Origin of the sequence: Pseudomonas pohangensis, from assembly GCF_900105995.1 — a bacterium.
Lineage (GTDB): Bacteria > Pseudomonadota > Gammaproteobacteria > Pseudomonadales > Pseudomonadaceae > Aquipseudomonas > Aquipseudomonas pohangensis.
On the sequence record NZ_LT629785.1, the window covers coordinates 3,425,798 to 3,448,886 of the forward strand.

Annotated in this window: 20 protein-coding genes; 15 read left to right on the forward strand and 5 right to left on the reverse strand. The window is 64.2% G+C overall.

Annotated features, from left to right (window positions below):
* Nucleotides 1–164: 164 nt before the first annotated feature.
* From BLT89_RS15910 to BLT89_RS15925, 4 genes are all read left to right on the forward strand, one after another.
* Nucleotides 165–1,916, forward strand: coding sequence for a WS/DGAT/MGAT family O-acyltransferase (locus tag BLT89_RS15910; RefSeq protein ID WP_090197671.1), 1,752 nt, complete (start codon nucleotides 165–167; stop codon nucleotides 1,914–1,916).
* Nucleotides 1,917–1,995: 79 nt separating this feature from the next.
* Nucleotides 1,996–2,310 (forward strand): DUF2388 domain-containing protein, encoded by a 315-nt coding sequence (locus BLT89_RS15915; protein WP_090197674.1) that lies wholly within the window; start codon nucleotides 1,996–1,998, stop codon nucleotides 2,308–2,310.
* Between the two features lie 132 nt (nucleotides 2,311–2,442).
* Nucleotides 2,443–2,757: a DUF2388 domain-containing protein gene (locus BLT89_RS15920; protein WP_090197677.1), complete on the forward strand. Its 315-nt coding sequence runs from the start codon at nucleotides 2,443–2,445 to the stop codon at nucleotides 2,755–2,757.
* Between the two features lie 16 nt (nucleotides 2,758–2,773).
* The gene (locus BLT89_RS15925; RefSeq protein ID WP_090197680.1) at nucleotides 2,774–4,723 is read left to right on the forward strand and encodes a DUF7844 domain-containing protein; all 1,950 of its coding nucleotides are present in this window, start codon (nucleotides 2,774–2,776) and stop codon (nucleotides 4,721–4,723) included.
* Nucleotides 4,724–4,755: 32 nt separating this feature from the next.
* On the opposite strand, the gene BLT89_RS15930 is transcribed toward BLT89_RS15925, so the two are convergent.
* A complete protein-coding gene (locus tag BLT89_RS15930; RefSeq protein WP_090197683.1) occupies nucleotides 4,756–6,180 on the reverse strand; it encodes an aspartate ammonia-lyase in 1,425 nt (474 codons plus the stop codon).
* Between the two features lie 233 nt (nucleotides 6,181–6,413).
* Here BLT89_RS15930 and BLT89_RS15935 point away from each other — a divergent pair, with 233 nt between their 5' ends.
* From BLT89_RS15935 to BLT89_RS15945, 3 genes are all read left to right on the forward strand, one after another.
* Nucleotides 6,414–7,328 (forward strand): LysR substrate-binding domain-containing protein, encoded by a 915-nt coding sequence (locus BLT89_RS15935; protein ID WP_090197686.1) that lies wholly within the window; start codon nucleotides 6,414–6,416, stop codon nucleotides 7,326–7,328.
* A gap of 101 nt (nucleotides 7,329–7,429) precedes the next feature.
* On the forward strand, nucleotides 7,430–8,842 hold the full coding sequence (locus tag BLT89_RS15940) for an aminotransferase class III-fold pyridoxal phosphate-dependent enzyme (RefSeq protein ID WP_157718896.1): 1,413 nt from the start codon (nucleotides 7,430–7,432) through the stop codon (nucleotides 8,840–8,842).
* 51 nt (nucleotides 8,843–8,893) lie between these two features.
* Nucleotides 8,894–9,646, forward strand: coding sequence for a nuclear transport factor 2 family protein (locus BLT89_RS15945; RefSeq protein ID WP_090197692.1), 753 nt, complete (start codon nucleotides 8,894–8,896; stop codon nucleotides 9,644–9,646).
* Nucleotides 9,647–9,694: 48 nt separating this feature from the next.
* Here the strand turns inward: BLT89_RS15945 and BLT89_RS15950 are convergent, their stop codons facing one another.
* The 3 genes from BLT89_RS15950 to BLT89_RS15960 all read right to left on the reverse strand — a co-directional run bounded on the left by BLT89_RS15950 (nucleotide 9,695) and on the right by BLT89_RS15960 (nucleotide 12,985).
* Nucleotides 9,695–10,795 carry a polyamine ABC transporter substrate-binding protein gene (locus tag BLT89_RS15950; protein ID WP_090197694.1) on the reverse strand — a complete coding sequence of 367 codons (1,101 nt, stop codon included), beginning with the start codon at nucleotides 10,793–10,795 and terminating at the stop codon, nucleotides 9,695–9,697.
* 47 nt (nucleotides 10,796–10,842) lie between these two features.
* Nucleotides 10,843–11,871, reverse strand: coding sequence for a histone deacetylase family protein (locus BLT89_RS15955; RefSeq protein WP_090197697.1), 1,029 nt, complete (start codon nucleotides 11,869–11,871; stop codon nucleotides 10,843–10,845).
* Nucleotides 11,872–11,989: 118 nt separating this feature from the next.
* Nucleotides 11,990–12,985: an AraC family transcriptional regulator gene (locus BLT89_RS15960; protein ID WP_090199126.1), complete on the reverse strand. Its 996-nt coding sequence runs from the start codon at nucleotides 12,983–12,985 to the stop codon at nucleotides 11,990–11,992.
* 253 nt (nucleotides 12,986–13,238) lie between these two features.
* On the opposite strand from BLT89_RS15960, the gene purE reads away from it, so the two are divergent.
* From purE to BLT89_RS15975, 3 genes are all read left to right on the forward strand, one after another.
* Nucleotides 13,239–13,730, forward strand: coding sequence for a 5-(carboxyamino)imidazole ribonucleotide mutase (gene purE / locus BLT89_RS15965; RefSeq protein ID WP_090197700.1), 492 nt, complete (start codon nucleotides 13,239–13,241; stop codon nucleotides 13,728–13,730).
* A gap of 3 nt (nucleotides 13,731–13,733) precedes the next feature.
* Entirely contained in the window at nucleotides 13,734–14,822 is a 1,089-nt protein-coding gene (locus BLT89_RS15970) for a 5-(carboxyamino)imidazole ribonucleotide synthase (protein ID WP_090197703.1), read from the forward strand.
* Nucleotides 14,823–14,914: 92 nt separating this feature from the next.
* Nucleotides 14,915–15,448 carry a DUF3299 domain-containing protein gene (locus BLT89_RS15975; protein WP_090197708.1) on the forward strand — a complete coding sequence of 178 codons (534 nt, stop codon included), beginning with the start codon at nucleotides 14,915–14,917 and terminating at the stop codon, nucleotides 15,446–15,448.
* Nucleotides 15,449–16,184: 736 nt separating this feature from the next.
* On the opposite strand, the gene BLT89_RS15980 is transcribed toward BLT89_RS15975, so the two are convergent.
* Nucleotides 16,185–17,093 (reverse strand): D-hexose-6-phosphate mutarotase, encoded by a 909-nt coding sequence (locus BLT89_RS15980; protein ID WP_090197711.1) that lies wholly within the window; start codon nucleotides 17,091–17,093, stop codon nucleotides 16,185–16,187.
* A gap of 151 nt (nucleotides 17,094–17,244) precedes the next feature.
* Here BLT89_RS15980 and BLT89_RS15985 point away from each other — a divergent pair, with 151 nt between their 5' ends.
* From BLT89_RS15985 to BLT89_RS16005, 5 genes are all read left to right on the forward strand, one after another.
* A complete protein-coding gene (locus BLT89_RS15985) occupies nucleotides 17,245–18,399 on the forward strand; it encodes an efflux RND transporter periplasmic adaptor subunit (protein WP_090197714.1) in 1,155 nt (384 codons plus the stop codon).
* A complete protein-coding gene (locus BLT89_RS15990; protein ID WP_090197717.1) occupies nucleotides 18,396–19,082 on the forward strand; it encodes an ABC transporter ATP-binding protein in 687 nt (228 codons plus the stop codon). The genes BLT89_RS15985 and BLT89_RS15990 overlap by 4 nt, the downstream gene beginning before the upstream one ends.
* The gene (locus BLT89_RS15995; RefSeq protein WP_090197720.1) at nucleotides 19,082–20,296 is read left to right on the forward strand and encodes an ABC transporter permease; all 1,215 of its coding nucleotides are present in this window, start codon (nucleotides 19,082–19,084) and stop codon (nucleotides 20,294–20,296) included. Before BLT89_RS15990 ends, BLT89_RS15995 begins: the two co-directional genes overlap by 1 nt.
* Nucleotides 20,297–20,414: 118 nt before the next feature.
* Nucleotides 20,415–21,611 carry an ABC transporter permease gene (locus tag BLT89_RS16000; RefSeq protein WP_090199129.1) on the forward strand — a complete coding sequence of 399 codons (1,197 nt, stop codon included), beginning with the start codon at nucleotides 20,415–20,417 and terminating at the stop codon, nucleotides 21,609–21,611.
* 45 nt (nucleotides 21,612–21,656) lie between these two features.
* The gene (locus BLT89_RS16005) at nucleotides 21,657–23,054 is read left to right on the forward strand and encodes a glutamate decarboxylase (protein ID WP_090197723.1); all 1,398 of its coding nucleotides are present in this window, start codon (nucleotides 21,657–21,659) and stop codon (nucleotides 23,052–23,054) included.
* Nucleotides 23,055–23,089: the final 35 nt, after the last annotated feature.

Here is a 23,089-nt window from a genome sequence, read left to right on the forward strand (position 1 = left end):
TATTGAAAAATATGGAGTGTATGCAGTGCTATCTAGAAAAACAATTGAAGGCGCGCTTGCTCATCTGCATCAGTAGTTTGTAAGGGTTGCAGAACCCGAGAGCATGCACCATATTCATCACAAACTGGAAAAGCCAGAATAATAAATAGTCAGGATATTCAGCCATGAGACAACTTTCCGGAATGGACAACCTCTTCCTCGCCCTTGAGGACAACAACCAGCACATGCATGTTGGCGGTCTCGGCATATACGATCCGTCTACCGCACCAGGTGGCAAGGTGCGTTTCAAGGGTGTGCTGGAGTTCTTCGAGAAGCGCCTGAACAAGTCCAAGGTTTTCCGCCGGCGCCTGGTCAACCTGCCGCTGGGTATCGATCGCCCCTACTGGATAGATACGCCCGAAATCGACGTCGAGTACCACATCCGCCATATCGCCCTGCCCAAGCCGGGTGACTGGCGCCAGCTGTGCATCCAGGTCGCGCGCCTGCATGCCCGTCCGCTGGATATGAGCATGCCGGCCTGGGAGTGTTATGTGATCGAGGGGCTGGACAACATTTCCGGTATTCCGCCCGGCAGCTTCGCCTTCTATATCAAGATGCACCACTCGGCCATCGACGGCGAAGCCGGCGCCGAACTGATGAAGGCGATTCACAGCCTGTCCAGCGTGGATGATTCGACGCAGGACAAGTCGGCCATCATTGCCGATCGCGAGCCTTCGACCATCGAGTTGCTGGCCCGCACCGTAGGTCACCGCGCCAGCATGGTCGGCGACACCTCCAGATTGCTGCTGGATATCGGCAAGCTGGGGCTGAATTTTGGCAGGAATTACCTGCAGCGCATGGGTGAGGAGCCTCAGCCAAAATCCGCCGACGAACCGAAAGCGGTACCCGGCAAGGCGCCGGTCACCCGTTTTGACATGCCGGTTTCCGCCCACCGGGTGGTCGAGGCGCTGGGGCTGCCGATGCGTGAAATTCAGGAAATCCGCAGCAAGGTGCCGGGTGCCACGGTCAACGATGTGTTCATGGCCGTCACCGGCGGCGCGTTGCGCAAGTACCTTGGCGACAAGCACGAGCTGCCGGCTGCCAGCCTGAATGCCATGGTACCGATGACTACCCGTGGCGCGAAAAAGGATGCGGACGTGGGCAACCAGGTCGGCATGTCGGCCATGCCGATCTGCACCGATATTGCCGACCCGATCGAGCGCCTGAACAAGGTACGCCGTGGCAGCAGCAAGACCAAGCAAGCCACCTCCAGCGTGGGCAAGGACCTGCCGGGCAAGCTGATCAACCTGCTGCCCGCAGTAGCCGGCAAGATGCTCATCACCAAGGGCCTGTTGCCGCTGGTCAACCTGACCATTTCCAATGTCCGCGGCCCGGATGTGCCTCTATATCTGGCCGGCGCACAGATGGTGCTGTTCCTGCCGGTATCGATCCCGATGGATAACCTCGGCCTGAACATCACCGGTTTCAGCTACAACGGCACATTGTGGGTCTGTGTCACGGTATGCCGGCAGATGATGCCCGACCCTGCAGTGTTCGCGCAGTGCTACCGCGAGAGCTTTGAAGAGCTGCTGCTGGCCACCAAGAAAATGACAGCCGCTGCACCGGACAAAGGCGCAGCCAAACCCGGAGCAGCGGCCAGAAGCAGCAAAGTGTCGGCTGCAAAACCCCCAAGCAGGCCGGCCGTTGCCAAGACTGCGGCGAAGACGGCAGGCAGTGCGCCGGCGGCCAAAACACCGGTCAAGGCCCCGGCTGCAAAACCGGCAGCCAAGCCGGCAGCCAGAAAAGCGCCGCTGCAGCCACCGGCAAACCGCCCGCCGCTGAAAAAGGTGGAACGCAAACCGCTGGCAAAAGCTGCGGCAAAAGCCAAAACCGGCAGCAGCGGACAGGCTGGAAAAGCAGCCAGCAAGAATAAGTAACGGGGCTACAGCATGCTCGCCCGCGGGTCCCTGATCGGTTAATCTAGGACCCATACTCATCTCCGAGGTACTGACACTCATGAAACTTCGTCTACTTGCCGCCGCCACATTGCTAGCCCTGTCGTCTGCTCAGGCCGGGGCTACCAGCTTTGTCGTCACCACCGACTGGCTTTCGGATGCCACCGGCTCCACGTCCGATGCAACCTCCTCCTCGACCAAGGATGATGACGAAAAAATCGTACGTGCGGCCAAGGATGACGCGGCCAGTTACGTTGCCAGTCAAGGACAGATTCGTGGCGCGCACCTGGAAGCCGCAGTCAATCTGATCCGCAGCAAGCAACCGCAGCTGCAGGCCAGCGACATGCAACTGGCCGAGGCCATTCTGGCCTACTGAGCAATACCGGGCGCAGCCGCAACGGCTGCGCCTTGCGGTGTGCCAGCCAGCTGTCACACGCCCCCGCCAGGGTTACAATGGCGCTATCAGGCCACCCGCCTAACCCCTAGTAACTGACTGCCGGAGCCCGTCATGCGCCCTGTTCTCTCGCTGTTCCTCCTGTTGCTGGCCTGCAGCAACGTTCACGCACAGACGCTGGAAGGCACCAGCAATATGCTGCTGCGCGCCACCGATCGCTCGCTGAATTTCACCTCCGATACCACTACCTCGATTCGCGACTCGAAACTGGTACTGGCTGCCCGCGATGACGCCGCCAGCTTCATCGCCAGCGATGGTGCCATTCGCACGGCACAGTTCGAGGCCGCCCTGCGCAACCTACGCGAAGAGTTGCCGGCTACCCGCGAAGCTTCCGACGCAGCGCTGGCCCAAGCCATTCTCGCGCGCTGAAACGACAACTCCACTGATGCTGCGCCTGGCCCTGACTGCTTTCTGCCTGCTGGCCAGCGCCATGGCCCAGGGCGCCCTGCGTCTTGAGCTGCAAACCGCCGGGCTCGACAGCGCCGAGATTGCTGCCAGCCAGCAACTGCTGGAGCAGGCCATGGCGGCGCTGCCACCGAGCTTCATCCAGCGTCTGGACCGCACGGTCAGCGTGCGCTGGCAAACCGACCTGCCGCTGGATGCCTATGGCCGGGCCAAACCCGCGCGTGACCAGCTGGAACTGAATGCCGCGCTGTTGCCGGCACTGGTGGATGGTTCGGACAACCAGCCAGGCCAGCGCCAGCATGGCAGCCAGCGCCGCGAGTTGCTGGCCACCGTGCTGCATGAACTGACCCACCTGTACGATCGCGCCCGCGTGCAATCCCCCGCACAACGACTGCTGCAGCAGCGTTGCCGCCAGCAACAGGCCAGTCGTGGCCCGGTAGGCCTGGCGGAAGAATGCCGCAGCCAGACGCAACGGCGCTTCAGCCTGTCCGATGACCCGCAGCTGCTGGATCTGGCCGGCTGGCAGGAGCGCGCCGGACAACGCGGCGCCCGCGATCAGCAAAACGATCAGGTCGACCGCAGTCCGGATACCTACGAACTGAGCAATCCGCGCGAATTCGTCGCGGTGAACATCGAATACTTCCTGCTCGATCCCGCCTATGCCTGCCGACGCCCGGCCCTGCAACGCTATTTCCGCAACCACTTCGACTGGGCTCCCGCCAACCAGACGCCATGCCGGCCTGAACTGGCCTACATGAATGCCGGCAGCGACTTTCAAAGCCAGCCGCTGCGCACCATCGATCCGCAGCAGGTCTACGAGGTCGATTACCTGTTCGCCGACGCCAACCAGCAGTGGATGAGCCGCTGGGGCCACGGCATGTTGCGGCTGGTCATCTGCGCTCCCGGGCGGCCGCGCGGGCCGGATTGCCGGCTGGATCTGGACCGGCATCTGGTGCTTTCGTACCGTGCCTTTGTCGGCGATGTGCAGCTGTCCAGCTGGGATGGCCTGACCGGCAATTACCCCTCGCGGCTGTTCGTGCTGCCGCTGGATCAGGTCATCACCGAGTACACCAAGGTCGAGCTGCGCAGCCTCAACTCGATACCCTTGCGCCTGAACCGCGAGCAGATCGAACAACTGCTGGAGCAGACTGCACAGCTGCACTGGAGCTATGACGGCGGTTACTACTTTTTCACCAACAATTGCGCGGTGGAAACCCTCAAGCTGCTGCGCAGCGGCACCCGGCACCCGCAACTGCAAAGCCTCGACACCATCCTGCCCAACGGTCTGCAGACGCTGCTGGCAGCCCGCGGCGTGGCCGATGCGAGTGTGCTGGACAACCGCGAGGAAGCCCTGCGCCTGGGCTATCGCTTCGACTCGTTTCGCGAACGCTATCAGGCCATGTTCGAGGTATTGCGCCAGCGCATGCCGATCCCCCAGAGTGAAGTTGAAGAATGGCTGGACCTGCCGGCCGCGCAGCGCCGCGCATGGTTTGCCGATGCCGACCTGCGCAGCAATGCCGCCCTGTTGCTACTCGAGCAGGCCGCCCTGCGCCGGCAGGCACTACTGGCCCAGGAAGAACTGAAGAACACCTACCTGAATCAACAGGACGCCAGCAACCAGAGCGACTGGAGCCAGGCCAGCCAGACCTTGCAGGCCTTGCTGAGCGAAAGCGGTTTCCTCAGCCGCCCCTCGCAGCTGCTGCACAGCGGCTATGGCCTGCCGCAGGACAGCGAATGGCAGGAACTGCAGGAACAGAGCGGCGCCCACCAGCGCCAGCTGCACCTGCTCAGCCAGCAACTGGAAGCCCAGATTCGCCTGCTGCTCAGCCCGGCGCTGCTGGCCGAACTGGAAACCGGCAAAGCCAATCTCAAGCTGCTCGACAGCCGTCTGCGCGAACAGCACAAAGCCAGTGGCGGCCTGACCCTGTAGCGCATTCCTCGCACTGCAGAGCTCCATGAAGTTCAGGCTGTCAGCGGCACCAGCCGGGGCGCGATCATGTGCTCGGGGCGCAGGATGTCGGCCAGGCTGGCGTCATCCAGCAAGCCCTCCTCGCGCACCAGTTCGAGCACGCCGCGGCCGGAATCCAGCGCCAGCTTGGCGATGCGCGTGGCGTTCTCGTAACCGATGTACGGATTCAGCGCGGTGACCAGCCCGATCGACTGCTCGACCAGCGCCCGGCAATGCGCCTCGTTGGCAGTGATGCCGTCGATGCAATGTTCGCGCAGCATGTCCATGGCGCGGCTGAGCAGACGGATCGAATCGAGGATCTTGTAGGCGATCAGCGGTTCCATCACGTTGAGCTGCAGTTGTCCGGCTTCGGCCGCCAGGGTCAGCGCCAGATCGTTGCCGATCACCTCGAACGCCACCTGATTGACCGCCTCCGGGATCACCGGATTGACCTTGCCCGGCATGATCGAGCTGCCTGGCTGGCGCGCCGGCAGGTTGATTTCGTTGATGCCGGTACGCGGGCCGCTGGAGAGCAGGCGCAGGTCGTTGCAGATTTTCGACAGCTTGACCGCCGTGCGCTTGAGCATGCCGGAAAACAGTACGAAGGCGCCCATGTCCGAGGTCGCCTCGATCAGGTCGGCAGCCGGCACCAGCGGATGGCCGCTGATGATCGCCAGACGCTCGACCGCCAGTTTCTGGTAGGCCGGATCGGCGTTGATGCCGGTGCCGATGGCGGTGCCGCCGAGGTTGACTTCGGTCAGCAGCAACGGCGCCAGACGCTTGAGGTGCTGCAGGTCTTCGCCAAGGGTGGTGGCGAAGGCACGGAACTCCTGACCGAGGGTCATCGGCACGGCATCCTGCAACTGGGTGCGGCCCATCTTCAGCACATGCCCGAACTCCAGGCCCTTGCCGGCGAGCGCGCGGATCAGCTGGTCGAGGCTGTTCAGCAGCGCTTCATGACCGAGCAGCAGGCCGACACGGATCGCGGTCGGGTAGGCATCGTTGGTCGACTGCGCCATGTTCACGTCATTGTTCGGGTGCAGGTACTGGTACTCGCCCTTCTCGTGGCCCATCGCCTCCAGGGCGATATTGGCAATCACCTCGTTGGCATTCATGTTGGTCGAGGTACCGGCGCCGCCCTGGATCATGTCAACGACGAACTGCTCGTGGAACTCGCCCTGGATGATCCGCGCACAGGCGGTACTGATCGCCGTGTGCTTGGCCGCAGACAGGTGGCCGAGGGCGCGGTTGGCATCGGCCGCGGCCTGCTTGACCATGGCCAGACCGATCACCAGGCGCGGGAAGTGCGACAAGGTCACGCCGGACAGCTTGAAATTCTGCACGGCGCGCAGGGTCTGGATGCCGTAATACGCCGCTGCATCGACTTCCAGCGTGCCAAGCAGGTCTTTTTCAATACGCTTTGATGCAACGGGAGACATGATACGGTTACTCTCTGGACAATACGGGTCTAGCCGCGATGCCAAAGATAATAGGGGCCATAGCCATTTGCCGGCCAATGCCGTTCGAGGCTATGGTATGCACGAACGGCATAATGCAGTTGTGACTCGCTGACGGCGGTGAGCGTAGGTTATTTCGCACACGCATGCTGTATTGCCTTTCTGCTGTCCGTGCCGCTGCCGGGCAGCCGCAACCGACAGGAACCGGAGCCTGGATGAATCTGGAAACCAAATGGCTGGAGGACTTCATTGCCCTGGCCAGCACGTGCAGCTTTTCCCGCGCCGCGGAGAAACGCTTCGTCACCCAGCCGGCCTTCAGCCGGCGCATCCGCAGCCTGGAAGACATGCTCGGGCTGACCCTGGTCAATCGTGCGCGCACCCCGGTCGAGCTGACCGAGGCCGGCCAGCTGTTCCTGATCACCGCGCGCAGCTTGAGCGAACAACTGGGCGAAGTGGTGCGCCACCTGCACAACATCGAGGGCCAGCAGGGTGAAGTGCTGCAGTTCGCCGCCGCCCATTCGCTGAGCCTGGGCTTCTTTCCGGCCTGGATTGCCCAGTTGCGCGAGCAGGGCCTGCCGCTGAATACCCGGCTGGTGGCGAGTAATGTCGGCGAGGCCGTGCATGCACTGCGCGAAGGCAGCTGCGACCTGATCCTCGCCTACTACGATCCGGATGCCGTCCTGCAACTGCCACCGGAAATCTTCCCCTCGCTGCATCTGGGTACGACCGAGATGCTGCCGGTGTGTGCGGTGGATAGCGACGGCCAGCCGCTGCATAATCTGGAAACCGGACAGCAGGTGCCGTTGCTGGCCTACAGTGCCGGCGCCTCCCTCGGTCGCCCGGTCAATCAACTGCTGCGTCAACGTGCCCTGCGCGCCACCACAGTCTACGAAACCGCCATGGCCGACAGCCTGAAAAGCATGGCCCTGCAGGGCCTCGGCGTAGCCTGGGTACCGCGCCTGTCAGTCGCCGCCGAACTGGAACGTGGCGAGCTGGTGGTGTGTGGCGGCGAACACTGGCAGCTGCCGCTGGAAATCCGTCTGTACCGCAGCGCCCTGCAGCGCAAGGCCGGCGTGCGCCTGTTATGGCGCAAGCTGGAAGCCGGTCTGGGGCAGAATCCGTCGGTCTGAGGCGCAAACCGGCCAAACACTGTTCGCGCGGGTCCGCGCGAAAACCACCGGGCCAGTCTGCGTGGCAAACTTTGCCGAAGGTTCAATACGAGGAAATCGCCATGTCCGCCCATGACCAGGAACTGCCGCAGGTCCACACGCAACTCCCGGGGCCGGCCAGCAGCGCCCTGTTCGCGCGCTACACGCCGCATCTGACCAGCAGCAACGCCGACCACAGCATCTACCCGCTGGTGGAAACCAGCCGCCGCGGTTACCTGATCGTCGATGCCGACAACAATACCTTTGCCGACCATATGTCTGCCTGGGGTGCCTCGCCCTATGGGCCGACACCACCCACGGTGAAAGCGGCGATGGACACCGCCTGGCAAACCCACGGCATGCAGATCAGCGGCTGGCTGAGCAATACCGCGGCCTACCCGCTGGTGGAAAAACTCGCCGCCATCGCCCCCGGGCGGATCACCCGCGTCGAGTACTCGGTGTCCGGCACCCTGGCCGTGGAAGGCGCAGTGAAGTTCATGCGTGAAGCGAGCAAGCGGCCGCTGATCATCACCTTCGGCGGCCAGTACCACGGCGAGTCGACCTACATGACCGCCGGCGCTTCCAGCGACCTGTCTAATGTTTCCTCCGGGCGTACCCAGTTTGTCTCCGGGGTGGTCATGGTGCCCTACCCGAACCGCTTCCGCTCGGCCTTCCGCAAGGGTCCCGGTCCGTTCGATGACACCGAGGTACTCGACTATCTGGAGTATCTGCTGATCCAGCAGGTGCACCCCGGTCAGGTGGCTGGCGTGCTGATCGAGCCGGTGCTCGGCGAAGGCGGCATCCATGCTCCCTCGCAGGCGTTCTGGGATCGCCTCGGCGCGCTGTGCAAACGCTGGGGCTGGCTGCTCTGCCTGGACGAGGTGCAGACCTGCATGGGTCGTTGCGGCGAGATGTTCGCCATGCAGCGCTGGCAGAACATCGACCCCGACCTGATCCTGCTGGGCAAGGCGTTTGCCGCTGGCGGGCAGCCGATCGCGGCAATCCTCGGCACCGATGCGGTGATGGGCAACACCGACCTGCATCTGGGCAGCACCTACGGCTTTGCCCCGGCCGCCTGTGCCGGCGCGCTGGCCGGAATCGAGCTGATCGAGGCCGGCGGCGTGCTGGAAAACGCGCGCCTGCTGGAACGCATTTTCCTCGAGCGCATGACCCCGCTGAAAGCCGAAATCGAGCAGGTCGGCGATGTGCGCGCGGTCGGCGCCATGGCCGCCATCGAGTTCGTGCAGAGCAAAGCCAGCCACCTGCCGGCACCGGCCTTCCAGTACGCCGTGCACCATGCGGTGTTGCGTCGCGGAGTACTCGGCATCGCCCAGCGCGGCAAGTGGCACTACCGTCTGCAGCCGGCGCTGACCATGTCGGCCGAGGTGTTCGAATACAGCTGTGCGGCGATTGCCGAAGCCATCCGCGAGGTGGCGGCCAATCCGCCCAGGGAGGCCCAGAGCATTCAGGATGCGGTGGCCGACGCGGTGCGCTGAGGCAGGCGCATCGGCTAGTATCAGGGGCCTGATTGCCAACGGAACTGCCGCATGTCCAGCGCTGCCCTGTCCGCCACTACCCTGGCCGTCGTCGAGCGGCATAACGCCTGTTGGGCGCGCGGCGATATCGCCGGCATCGAAGCGCTCTATCACCCCGAGATGGTCTTCATCGACCATTTCAGCGGCAACCGCTATAGCGGCGCAGCGCTGCGCGAACACATCCGCGCCATCCTCGCGCGCTCGGCGCTGGACACTCTGGAATATCTGGATCGACCACGGGTGGATGGCGACACGGCCTTCCTGCGCTACCGCGAGGTAATTCGTGCAACCAATGGCGATGCCCTGCTCAGCGTGTCGGCCTGCGATGCGGTGCGGGTCAGCGCCGGGCTGATCATCGAAATCAACGAATACGCGCTGCCCCTGCAGCAGCCCGGCCAGACATCACGCAAGCCGGCCGCGGCGAAAAAGATCGGCCTCAGCCCACGGGCACTGGGCTATCTGCTCAAGGATCTGGCGAGCTACTTCGAACAGCAGCAGCCTTATCTGGAACCCGGCCTGTCACTGCCCGCCGTGGCGCAAGCCACCGGCTACACGCGTAACCAGATTTCCTTTGCGCTGAATCAGGGCCTCGGGTTGAGCTTCTACCAGTATCTCAACCGCGCCCGCATCCGCCATGTGCTGGCCAGTGACCCGGCCAGCAGCATGCTCGAGCGCGCCCGGGCTGCCGGTTTCCGCTCCAGCAGCACCTTTTACAGCGCCTTCCGTGCGTTTACCGGGCACGCACCGGGCCAGCTGGTGAAGTAACCAGCCGGCCCGTCAGCCCGGCTGTTGCGGACAGCCGGTGCCAACAACTCAGGTACCGGACTTGATCGAGGTCCAGGCCCGGGTGCGGATCCGCTCGATCTTCTGCGGCAGCGGCTGCAACACATACAGGGTCTTCTGCGCTTCGGCGGTCGGGGTCAGGTTGGGGTTGTCACGAATCAGCGGGCTGACCAGTTTCATCGCCGCCTCGTTGGGGTTCGGATAGCCGAGGAAGTCGCTGATCGGTGCCACCACCGCAGGATCGAGCAGGTAGTTGAGGAATTCCGACGCCTCGCTGACGTTGGTCGAACTTGCCGGAATGACGAACGAGTCAAACCACAGCGGCGCACCTTCCTTCGGCAGGCGCCAGTCCACCACCACCCCGTTGCCGGCTTCCCTGGCGCGGTTGGCAAACTGGTAGAAGCTGCCGGAATAACCGATCGCCACACAGATATCGCCATTGGCGATGTCGGTCATGTACTTGGCCGAATTGAAGTAACGCACGTACGGGCGGATCTTCAGCATCAGCGCGCTGGCTTTTTCATAGTCCTGCGGATTGCTGCTGTTGGGGTCGAGACCCAGATAGTCGAGGGCAATCGGCAGTATCTCGCCGGGCGAGTCGAGCATGGCGACGCCGCACTTCTGCAGTTTGGCGATGTTCTCTTCCTTGAAGATCAGGTCCCAGCTGTCCAGCGGCGCATCATCACCGAGCGCCGCCTTGACCTGCGCCGGGTTGAAGCCGATCAGTACGGTGCCGTACATATAGGGCACCGCATACTGGTTGCCCGGATCATTGGCGGTCATCAGTTTGAGCAGGCCCGGATCGAGGTTCTTCCAGTTCGGCAGCTGGCTCTTGTCGAGTTTCTGCAGCGCGCCGGCCTTGATCTCGTTCTCGAGAAAGGTATTGGTCGGCACCACCAGGTCATAACCGGAGTTGCCGGCCAACAGCTTGGCTTCCAGCGCCTCATTGGTCTCGAAAATATCCCAGGTGACCTGGATGCCGGTGTCGGCCTGAAAGGTCTTGGGTACTTCGGGCAGCATGTAGTCCGCCCAGTTGTACACGCGCAACTGGCGCGTTTCGGCACCGGCAGTGCCGGCCAGCAGGGTCGCGCCGCACAGAGCGGCACCAATCAGGCATTGAATTTTCTTCATTATCAGGTTCTCTGCGTTGGTGGTTGACGTGTTGTTTACGCGACCGTTCAGGCCCCGCTGAAACCTTCGAGTACATTCACTGCGTTGATGCCGATCGCCTCGACGGCATAGCCGCCTTCCATGACGAACAGGGTCGGCAGACCCAGCGCAGCGATGCGCCGGCCCATGCTCAGGTAATCGGCGCTGTCGAGTTTGAACTGGGAAATCGGGTCGTCCTTGAAGGTGTCCACGCCCAGCGAGACCACCAGCACTTCGGCCCGGTAATCACTGATGCGCCGGCAGGCCTGCTCCAGCGCCGCACCCCAGACGTCCCAGGCACTGCCGGCCGGCAGCGGGTAGTTGAAGTTGCAGCCGACGCCGGCACCCTCACCGAGCTCGTCGGCATAACCGAGGAAGAACGGGAACTCGATCGCCGGATCGCCGTGAATCGAGGTGAACAGCACATCATTGCGCTGGTAGAAAATATCCTGGGTGCCGTTGCCGTGGTGGTAGTCGACATCGAGGATGGCGACTTTGCTGTGCCCCTGATCGAGAAAGGCCTGGGCCGCAATGGCCGCATTGTTCAGGTAACAGTAACCACCCATCACTTCGGCAGCAGCGTGATGGCCGGGCGGCCGACACAGGGCAAACACGCTGTGCTCGCCATTGGCCATCGCCCGCTGGGCGCTGAGGGCAACCTGCGCGGCACTGTAGGCAGCCTGCCAGGTGCCGGCGGTGATCGGTGCGCCGCCGTCGAAGCTGTAATAGCCGAGCTGGCCATGCAGGTCGCGCGGCAGGATGGAGCGCAGGGTGCGCGCCGGCCAGGTGAACGGCAGCAGGTCGCCCTGCCCGCCATCGTCGACCCAGCGTTGCCAGGCACCCTGGAAGAAATCCAGATAGGCCGGCGTGTGAATGCGCTCGAGCGGCCCGCGACCAAAATCCTCTGGCGCCAGCACCGTACCGATGTCGCGCTCCCTGACCCGCTGCAGGATAAAGTCGGCACGCTGCGGCTTCTCGAAACAGGGCAGCAGCTTGCCGTCGATCAGCTCGCTGTTGCCGTGATGCAGGTGGTGGTCATCGCTATAGAAAGTCAGCATGGATCAGGCTCCGCTAGATGGCTTGCCTGTCACCTTCACCCAATTTCACAGTTGCGAAAACACTGCCTGCGGCCAATAGGGGATCGAAATGGCCAATTTTTACTGGCCACCCCTCGCCCTAGGCGCGGTAGCGACTCGGCGGCATGCCGCTCCAGCGCTGAAAAGCATGGCGGAAACCGGCGGTCTCGCTGAAGCCCAGCGCCTCGGCGACCCGGCTCACCGGCCAGTCCTGCTCGCCGAGCAACTGCTTGGCGCGGGCAAAGCGCAGGTCGTCGAGCAGGCCCTGATAGCTGGTACCCAGCGCCTGCAAATGGCGGCGCAGGGTGCGCGACGAGCAGTGCAACTGCGCTGCCAGCTGCACCAGCGAGGGCGGCTCGGCGAGGTTCACCAGCAGCAGTTCGCGCACCCGCTGCAGCCACTGCTGGCGATTGCTGAACTCGGCATTCAGGCGCTGGCAACGCTCGAGCATTTCGGCGTTGGTCACCGGATCGGCCAGCGGCAGGCGCTGTGACAACAGGCTGGCCGGGAAGGCAAAGCCATTGCGCGGTGCTTCGAACTGCAGGGCGCAGGCAAAGCTCCCGGCATAATGTTCGACATAGGCCGGCGGCGCGTGGCGAAACCGGGCCGCACTGAGCGGCAGCGGCCGGCCCAGCAGGTCCTCGCCAATCAGCTTGAGCGAGGCCAGGCACATCTCCAGATTGAACACTTCCAGGCTGTCCCTGAGGCTGTAATCGCTGGCACTCAGCCAGGCCAGCTCGTCCTCGACGCTCAGCTCAAGCTGGAAATAGGTGCCCAGCAGCGCCGGGTATTGCAACAGCAGGCGCCAGGCCTGGCCAAAGGTACTGCTGGAAATGGCCGCATAACCGAGCATGCCGTAGGCCGAGACATGCATGTGACGGCCCAGTTCCAGGCCGAGTTCGGCACACAACGGCAACGCATTGCGGCATACCTGCTGCTCCTGCAGCCGCGTAATGCGTGCCTGCGGGTTGCCCAACTCGGCCTCACTGATGCCACTGCCATGCAACAGCGCTGCGCGGGTTGCCCGGGGATGGCCGGCAAAATGCTCGAGAAGCATGCTCACCACATGCAGGGTGGTCAGTTTGGAATGCAGCAACATCGGAAATTCACCAGGGTTGAAACGCTTCAGCGCTCGCAAGATACGGACCAGCAGGGATAAATTTTCCAACCGGGCCACCAGCGCCTGATGGACGGTAGCTGCATTGGGCACCCGATGCCATCTTTACGCTATAATGCGCCGCCCCAGGCCGCGCCGTTCGCCGGTCTGAAACGCAAATGCCAAGCCACGCCAACTGCGTGGCTTGTTGGTTTCTGACGCGCCACAGGGCGCACCTGCATGAGGCAAGACGATGAATGCACTGGTTGGCGTGATCATGGGCTCCAAGTCGGACTGGTCCACTCTCAGCCATACCGTGGAGATGCTCGACAAACTCGGCATCCCCCATGAAGTCCGCGTGGTTTCCGCCCACCGCACGCCCGACCTGCTGTTCCAGTACGCTGAAGAAGCGGCCGGACGCGGTATCCAGGTGATCATCGCCGGTGCCGGTGGCGCGGCCCACCTGCCCGGCATGTGCGCGGCCAAGACCCACCTGCCGGTGCTCGGTGTGCCGGTACAGTCGGCCGTGCTCTCGGGGGTCGATTCACTGCTGTCGATCGTGCAGATGCCCGCCGGGATTCCGGTGGCGACCCTGGCCATCGGCAAGGCCGGTGCGGTCAACGCCGCGCTGCTGGCCGCCAGCATCATCGGCCTGCAGCAGCCGGAATATCACACTGCACTGCAGAAGTTCCGCCAGGAACAGACCGATGCGGTGCTGAACAATCCTGATCCGCGCGAGGCCTGAAGCATGAAAATCGGCGTGATTGGTGGCGGTCAGCTCGGTCGCATGCTGGCCCTGGCGGGCACACCGCTGGGCATGCACTTCGCCTTCCTCGACCCGGCCCCGGATGCCTGTGCCGCCGCCCTCGGCGAGCACCTGCAGGCGGACTACGGCGACCTGCAGCACCTGCGCCAGCTGGCCGATGAAGTGGATCTGGTGACCTTCGAATTCGAAAGCGTACCGGCCGAAACCGTGGCCTTCCTTTCGCAGTTCGTGCCGGTCTATCCGGGTGCCGATGCGCTGCGCATCGCCCGTGACCGCTGGTTCGAGAAATCCATGTTCCGGGAGCTCGACATCCCCACCCCGGCCTTCGCCGATATCCAGTCGCAAGCCGATCTGGATCATGCAGTGGCTAGCATCGGCCTGCCGGCGGTGCTGAAAACCCGCACCCTGGGCTATGACGGCAAGGGCCAGAAAGTCCTGCGCAATCTCTCCGATGTACTCAGCGCCTTTGCCGAGCTGGGCAGCGTGCCCTGCCTGCTGGAAGGCTTCGTGCCGTTCACCGGCGAAGTCTCGCTGATCGCCGTACGCGGCCGCGATGGCGCCACCTGCTTCTACCCGCTGGTACACAACAACCATGACAGCGGCATCCTCAGGCTGTCGATCGCCAGCAGCGACCATCCGCTGCAGAAACTCGCCGAAGACTATGCTGCACGGGTGCTCGACAAACTCGACTACGTCGGCGTGCTGGCCTTCGAATTCTTCGAAGTCGATGGCGGCCTGAAGGCCAACGAAATTGCCCCGCGCGTACACAACTCCGGGCACTGGACGATCGAGGGCGCCGAGTGCAGCCAGTTCGAGAACCACCTGCGCGCCATCGCCGGCTTGCCGCTGGGCGCCACGCGCAAGGTCGGCGAGAGCGCCATGCTCAACTTCATCGGCAGCGTGCCGGAGGTGAGCAAGGTGATCGCCATCGAGGATTGCCACCTGCACCACTACGGCAAGGCCTTCAAGGTCGGCCGCAAGGTCGGTCATGCCACCCTGCGCTGCGCCACCCGCGACGTCCTCGACCGGCAGATCATGGCGCTGGAAACCCTGATCGACCAGCAGGCCTGAGCCCGCTCCGCTAGCCGCTGCAACAGATCAAGGGCTACGGAACCACGGCGGCGCAGGCAGGTCTGAGCTGCGTCTTTTCCGGGAGCCACGTCATGCGCCACCTGCTGCTCTGCCTGCTATTCACGCCCTGGCTGGCCCACGCCCAGCTGGCGGAAACCGACTGGCTCGACCTGCTGCCGCTGGCTGACCGGCAGGCACTGGAAGCCATGCCGGAAATCAGCCACGACAGCCCCGAAGGCGACGGCAGCTTCACCGCCCAAGGCGGGCTCAAGCAACAGGATAAAAACCTGCCGGCTGTGATGTATTCGAGCAAGACGGTTGCCACCCTGCAGGGCAAAACCATCCGCATCGGCGGTTATCCGGTGCCGCTGGAAAGCGACAGCCGCGGCCGCAGCACGCTGTTCTTCCTGGTCCCCTACCCCGGCGCCTGCATCCACGTGCCGCCACCCCCGCCGAACCAGATATTGCTGGTGCGCTACCCCGAGGGCATTGCGCTGGACGATATCTATGCACCGTTATGGGTCGAGGGCGACCTGCAGATCGAGCAGGTCAGCAATGATCTGGCCGATGCGGCCTATGCGATGGATGCCAGCAGTGTGCGACTGGTGGAAGAGGCGGATCTTTGAGGGATGGGTAATCCGCTGCGGATTTTTTGGCTGGCATTTAGCTTGAGTGCCGGACCTTGGCGCTTTCCTCTGCTTATTAGGACAGGTTGCGCCTTGCACGGCGCCTCACTTTTCTTGTTTGCCCAAGAAAAGTAAGCAAAAGAAGGGCACCCGAAATACGGCCCATCACTTCGCTTCGCTGCGTTCCGGGTGCGTTCGCCCCATCGACGCTCCAGGGGCACGCTGCGAAGGGCCGTCCCTGGCCCATCGCAGCTCTCGCGGCATCCCTGCCGCTCAACCCCTTCCACACCGATTCCGCTCACCCTCCTGACGGGACTTTCAGTCCGTGCGGGTTGCGATCATTTTCCGATGGCTCCCATGCTCCTGCGTGGGAACGATCCGAAACGCCGATGATGCGGTGGGCACCCAAACGCCCCTTCAGGAGGCCGAGTGCAGGTGTTGCGCAGCAGGTTTCGACGACTGCATGGATGCAGGAGGTAGAGCGACGCAGGATGCCAAAGCCGAGGCAGGACGCCGAGAAAGCCCCGAAGGGCCATGGATGGCCCATCGGGGCGTGCCTGCGGAGCGGCACCGAAGCGAGGGAAGTCTGAGCGCAGCGAGGACCCGGATGCAGGGGCAAGCGTTTTTGCTTACTTTTGCCGCGGCGACTGGCAAAAGTGAGACGCCCAGCAGGGCGGAATCAATGTGTCAGCAAATCACGCTAATCGGTAGGACAATACGGAAGGAGTTTCAGGGATTACCAATCCGTCAGCACCTCACTCCGCACCCGCAACCCCAGCACATGCTCCGCCCCCGGCGGCAGCAGCACGTGATCATCCAGTACATTCGCCGTCTCGATGCACAGCATGCCCTGCCAGGCGTCCGCGTCAAACTGGGTCAGGCGCTGGCTCTTGTCGATCCACGGGTTCCACAGGATCGCCGACGCCGACCCGCTGCTTGCCAGCTCCACACGCCGTTGCCACTGCGGATCCTCCAGCAGCAACGTGGCCGGCAGGCCGTGGTAGATTCGGTCGGTTTCGCCGCTGAACTGCAGGTCGCCCTGCTGTACCCGCGGCGCCCAGTCTTCCAGGGTTTCTATATAGCCGCTGCCGTCCAGTCCGCGTACGCGTACCTGGCGAACATCGCTGACGGCGAAATAGCTGTGCAGCGCCTGGCTGATGGCCAGCGGGGTGCTGCCAGAGTTGTGTGTGCGCAGACGCAGCTGCAGGTCATCGCCCAGGCAGATCTCCAGCCGCACGCTGGCGGCATGCGGCCAGCCCGGCAGACCGTCCGGCAACTCAAGGCCCAGACTCAGGCTGACCTGCCCGCCGGCTTGCTGCACATCCAGCAGCTGCCAGTCCAGCGTGCGCGCCAGACCATGAAACGGCGCCGCACCCTGCACCATCGCCTGCACGGCCGGCGGGTTGCGTTGCAGATCGCCAAACCACGGCCAGCACACCGGCACCCCGCCGCGCACGCCCTGCCCGCGCAGGTAACGCGCCTGATCACTGAGCCAGATCAATGGCGGCTCGCCATGCCGGCGATAACTTAAAAGCTGGGCACCTTGTGCGGCTACCAGCAACTCGGCCTGCGGCGTGCGCACGCGCCAGCAGACCAGCTGTTCCAGCTCGATGCGTTCGACATGGCTTGCAGAAGGGTTGTGCATGGTATTCGTCCATGGCCGGAGGAGGCTGTCGATGGTCGCAGCCTGCCCGGCGTGACGCAATGCGCGGCTCTCGCTGAACCTCGCGATGAAACAACCTGCGCGCGTTTTCCACCCTACAGTTAAGTCAAAGCGATATTCACCGGAGCAACCCATGCGCAAGTACCTCATCGGCCTGCTGATCCTGATTTGCCTCGTCGCAGCGGGCTGGTGGTGGAAGCGCCCGCAAGCGCTGCCGGTGACGCTGGTCGAGGTCGGTAGCGGGCCGGTCGAGAGCCTGATCGCCAACAGCCGCGCCGGCACCCTCAAGGCCTGCCGCCGCTCGCACCTGTCGTTCAAGGGTGGTGGCCAGGTCAGCGAACTGCTGATCAGGGAAGGCCAGCGCGTGGCCGCCGGTGACGTGCTGATGCGCCTGCGCCAGGACGACCAGCAGGCCCGTGTGCTGGAAGCCGAAGCCAGCCTGGCCAGTGCCCGCAGTCTGCAGGCACAGCGTTGCCAGCAGGCCCTGCTCGACCAGCGCGACTACGAACGCCTGGCCAAACTGGAGTCACGCAAACTGGTTGCCGCCGATCGCATCGACCAGGCGCAGACCCGCGCCAACCTGTCGCGCATGGTCTGCAGCGCCAGCGCGCAGCAGATCGCCCAGGCCGAGGCCAGCCTGCAACTGCAGCGCATCCTGCTCGACCAGACCACCCTGTATGCACCGTTTGCCGGCATCGTCGCCGAGATCAACGGTGAACTCGGCGAGTTCGTCACGCCCTCGCCACCGGGCATTCCCACCCCGCCGGCGGTCGATCTGATCGATGACAGCTGCCTGTATGTGGAAGCGCCGATCGACGAAGTGGATGCCGCCCGCGTGCAGGTCGGCATGCCGGTGCGCATCAGCCTGGATGCCCTGCGCGGCCGCCATTTTGCCGGCACGGTGACGCGTGTCGCGCCCTTCGTCCGCGATCTGGAAAAACAGGCGCGCACCGTCGATATCGAGGCGCGCTTTGACCAGCCACCTGCCGATGTGGCGCTGCTGACCGGTTACAGCGCCGATGTTGAAGTACTGCTGGAACAGCACCCGCAGGTGCTGCGGATTCCCACCGAAAGCCTGCTCGACGGCAACCGTGTGCTGCGCTACGACGCCGCCGCCGGCGTGCTGCGCGAGGTGCCGGTTACCCCCGGGCTGGGCAACTGGCACTGGACGGAAGTCAGCAGCGGCCTGCAACCGGGCGACCGCATCATCGGCAGTCTGGATCAGGACGGCCTGAAGGACGGCGTGCGCGTGCAGCCCGCCACACCCGCGGCGGAGCCGCCGCAGTGATTCGCCTGCGTGGCGTGACGCGCTGCTTCCAGCTCGGCGACCAGCGCGTGATGGGCCTGGATGCGGTGGATCTGGACGTGGCCGCCGGCGAATACCTGTCGGTGATGGGGCCGTCCGGTTCGGGCAAATCCACCCTGCTCAATATGCTCGGCCTGCTCGATGCGCCCGACGCCGGCGAGTACTGGCTCAAGGATGAAGCCACCAGCGCACTCGGCGAGGTGCGCCGCGCCGAACTGCGCAGCCGCTGGATCGGTTTCGTATTCCAGTCCTATCACCTGATTCCACGCCTCAGCGCGCTGGAAAATATCGAACTGCCGATGCTGCTGGCCGGCATCGAACCGGCTGAACGCCGCCAGCGCAGTGCCCGGCTGGTGGAGCGGCTGGGTCTGGCTGACCGCGTCAGTCACCGCCCGGCCGAGCTGTCCGGCGGCCAGCGCCAGCGCGTGGCGATCGCCCGCGCAATGGTCATGCAGCCGGCGCTGCTGCTGGCTGACGAACCCACCGGCAACCTCGACAGCCGCTCCGGCGCCGAGGTGGTCAGCCTGCTCGAAGAGCTGAACCGGGAAGGCCTGACCCTGCTGGTGGTGACCCACGATGCCGCTCTTGGCGAGCGCGCCCAGCGCCAGCTGCTGATGCGCGACGGCAAGATCATCTCCGATCAACGCCAGCGCAGGCGCAGCTGATGCGCAGCGCAGATGCCTTGCGTCTGTGTCTCGGCGCGCTGCGCGGGCACAGTTCGCGCAGTCTGATGCTGTTGCTGGCGGTGGCTATCGGCGTGATCGCGGTGAATCTGCTCACCGGTCTCGGTGATGGCGCCCGGCAATTCGTCCTCGGCGAATTTTCCGCGCTGGGGCGCAACACCCTGATCATCATGCCCGGCCGCAAGGAAACCACCGGCGGCATGCCGCCGATTACCGGTCTGGCACCGCGCGACCTGACCCTGCAGGACGCCGCCGCGATCGGCCGCCTGCCACAGGTGCGCAAGGTGGCGCCGCTGCAGGCCGGGCAGATGGAACTGAGTGTTGCCGGGCGCTCGCGCGAAGCCTTCACCATCGGCACCAGCCGCGACTTTTTCGCCATCCGCCAGCTTGCCGTCAGCCAGGGCCAGATGCTGCCCGCACTGGCGCTGGACGAGGCCCTGGCGGTCTGCGTGATCGGGCAGAAACTGCGCCGCGAGCTGTTCGGCCAGCAACCGGCGCTGGGCGAATGGCTGCGTGCCGGCAACCGGCGCTTCCGCGTGATCGGCATCCTCGCCGAGCGCGGCCAGTCGCTGGGTACCGACTTCAGTGAAGCGATCATCATCCCGGTGGCCAATGCCCAGGCGCTGTTCAACCGTGAAGGGCTGTTTCGTGTGTTTGCCGAGGTGCGCAGCCCGGCGCAGATCAACAGCGGCAAGCGGCAGATCCTCGCCCTGCTCAAGGAGCGTCACGAAGGCAAGGAAGACGTCACGGTGATCAGCCAGGACTCGATGCTCAGCACCTTCAACGACATCCTCGGCGCCCTGACCATGGCGGTCGGCGGGATTGCCGCGATCAGCATGCTGGTCGCCGGCATCCTGATCATGAACGTGACCTGGATCGCGGTCAGCCAGCGCACGCCCGAGATCGGCCTGCTCAAGGCAATCGGCGCCAGCGCCGCGCAGGTGCGCCTGCTGTTTCTCGGCGAAGCGGCGTTGCTCGCGGTGAGCGGTGCACTCGGCGGCCTGCTGCTCGGCGAGTTGCTGCTGTGGCTGGGGCGCTGGCTCTGGGAGCTGCCGCTGTATACGCCGATGTGGGCGCGTATCACTTCGCTGCTGCTGGCGCTGGCCACCGCGCTGCTGTTCGCCTGGCTGCCGGCCAGCCGCGCCGCCGCCATGGAGCCGCTGGCCGCCCTGCGCCCGGCCGGAGCCCGCACATGAACTGCAAGCACTATCGCAGGGTGGGCTTCAGCCCACCACAGTATTCATCCTGGAATTGGTGGGCTGAAGCCCACCCTACGTTTTGCCGACCACATATCGCCGCGGAATGTCAGCCATGCTGCGCCTGAGAGATGGCTTGTACCTGACCTCCACGGCCATCGTCAGCCGGCCGTTGCGCAGCCTGCTGACGCTGCTCGGCGTGGCCATCGGCATCGCCGCGGTGACCCTGCTCACGGCGATTGGCGAGGGCTTGCGTTCTTATGTGCTGGACAGTTTTTCCCAGTTCGGCACGCGGATTGTCGCGGTGCATCCGGGCAAGACCCAGACCGGCGGCATGGGCGGCCTGCTTGGCAGCGTGCGCCCGCTGACCCGCGCCGATGCCGAAGCGCTGCGCCAGTTACGCCATATCGAGGCGGTGGTGCCGGTGATCCAGGGCAATGCCGATATCAAGTACCGGCAACTGACGCGGCGCGGCGATGTCATCGGCGGCGGCTACCAGCTGGCCGAGGCCTGGCGTTTCAAGCTGGCGCTGGGCAGCTTCCTGCCGCCGGCCCGCGATGGCCGCTCACCGCCCTATGCAGTGCTCGGCGCCAAGCTGCAGCGCGAACTGTTTGGCAGCGACAGCCCGCTGGGCGAACTGATCCGCATCGGCGATACGCGCTTCCGGGTGATCGGCGTGATGGAAGAAAAAGGCCAGATGCTCGGCTTCGATCTGGATGAAGTGGCCTACATTCCGGTCGACTGGGCGGAAAGCCTGTTCAACCGCGAAGGGCTGATGGAAATCGATGTGGTGTTCAACAGCGGCACCAGCTCCGCAGCCCTGGCCCGGCGGATCAAGAGCCTGCTGCACGAACGGCATGGCGCGGAAGACTTCACCATCACCACCCAGGACGACATGCTCGCCAGCCTCGATCGCATCCTCGGCACCCTGAGTATCGCCATCGGTGCGCTGGGCGGCATTTCCCTGCTGGTCGGCGCGGTCGGCATCCTCACCATCATGACTACCACGGTGGCCGAACGTACCGCCGAGATCGGCCTGCTGCGCGCCATCGGCGCCAGCCCGCGGCAGGTGCTGGGGCTGTTCCTCGCCGAGGCCACCCTGCTGTCGCTGGCCGGTGGCGCGCTGGGTTTGCTGCTGACCGGCATGTTGCTCGGCGGCCTGCATCTGGCCCTGCCAAAAATGCCGCTGGCCTTGCAGCCGGCGTTCATTGCCGGCTCGTTGCTGCTCTCGGCAGTGATCGGCATCCTCGCCGGCCTGGCGCCGGCGCACAAGGCGGCGCAACTGCATCCGGTTGATGCCCTGCGGGGTGAGTAGTAGGGTGTCCGGGCAGTCCAACCGCCGCACAGGAAGCTCTACCCCATGCCCCTGCATTCAAAAAAGCACCATAAACACAACAGTAGCGACGCGCTCTACTCCTCCACCGACATGAGCCAGACGGTGCCCAGGTACGTGTTTCCCGCGGATGAACTGGCACCGCGTGCGGCCTACCAACTGGTGCATGACGAGCTGCTGCTCGATGGCAACGCGCGACAGAATCTGGCGACTTTCTGCCAGACCTGGGAAGAGCCGGAAGTGCATCGGCTGATGGATGAATGCATCGACAAGAACATGATCGACAAGGACGAATACCCGCAGACCGCCGAGATCGAAAGCCGCTGCGTGCACATGCTCGCCGACCTGTGGAACTCGCCCGCGGCCCTCGACACCACCGGCTGTTCGACCACCGGCTCCAGCGAGGCGGCGATGCTCGGCGGCATGGCGCTGAAGTGGAAATGGCGCGAGAAGCGCCGCGCGCAGGGCAAGAGCAGCGACAGACCGAACCTGATCTGCGGCCCGGTGCAGGTCTGCTGGCACAAGTTTGCCCGCTACTGGGATGTCGAGCTGCGGGAAGTGCCGATGCAGGGCGACCGGCTGATTCTCTCGCCGGAAGAAGTGCTCAAGCGCTGCGATGAAAACACCATCGGCGTGGTGCCGACCCTGGGGGTGACCTTCACCGGCCAGTACGAGCCGGTCAAGGCCATCAGTGATGCGCTGGACCGGTTGCAACAGGACAGCGGGCTGGATATTCCGATCCATGTCGATGGCGCCAGCGGCGGTTTTCTCGCGCCCTTCTGCGCGCCCGAGGTGGAGTGGGATTTCCGTCTGCCACGGGTCAAATCGATCAACGCCTCCGGCCACAAGTTCGGCTTGGCACCGCTGGGTGCCGGCTGGATCATCTGGCGCGAGAGCAGCGATCTGCCCGAGGACCTGGTGTTCAAGGTGAATTACCTGGGCGGTGACATGCCGACCTTTGCCCTGAATTTCTCGCGCCCCGGCGGTCAGGTGGTGGCGCAGTATTACAACTTCATCCGCCTCGGCCGCGACGGTTACCGCAAGATTCACGGCGCCTGCTACGCCAGCGCGCAGTATTTCGCCAGAGAGCTGGTCAAGATCGGCCCGTTCGAGATCATCTATGGCGGCGACAACGCTAGTGGCATTCCCTGCGTCAGCTGGAAGGTCAAAGAAGGGGTGGAGCTGCCGTACTCGCTGTATGACCTGGCCGACCGTCTGCGCGTGCGCGGCTGGCAGGTGCCGGCCTATTCGATGCCGGCCGAGCGTGAAGATCTGGTGATCCAGCGGGTGCTGGTACGCCACGGCGTCAGCCGCGACCTGATTGACCTGCTGCTGGAAGACTTCAAACGCTGCCTCGAGTTCTTCGCCAGTCACCCGGTGACGCCGCAACTGCAGCCGGTCGAGGGCAGCGCTTATCACCACTGAGTGAATCGACAGGGCACAGGCCCTGCAAGGGCCTT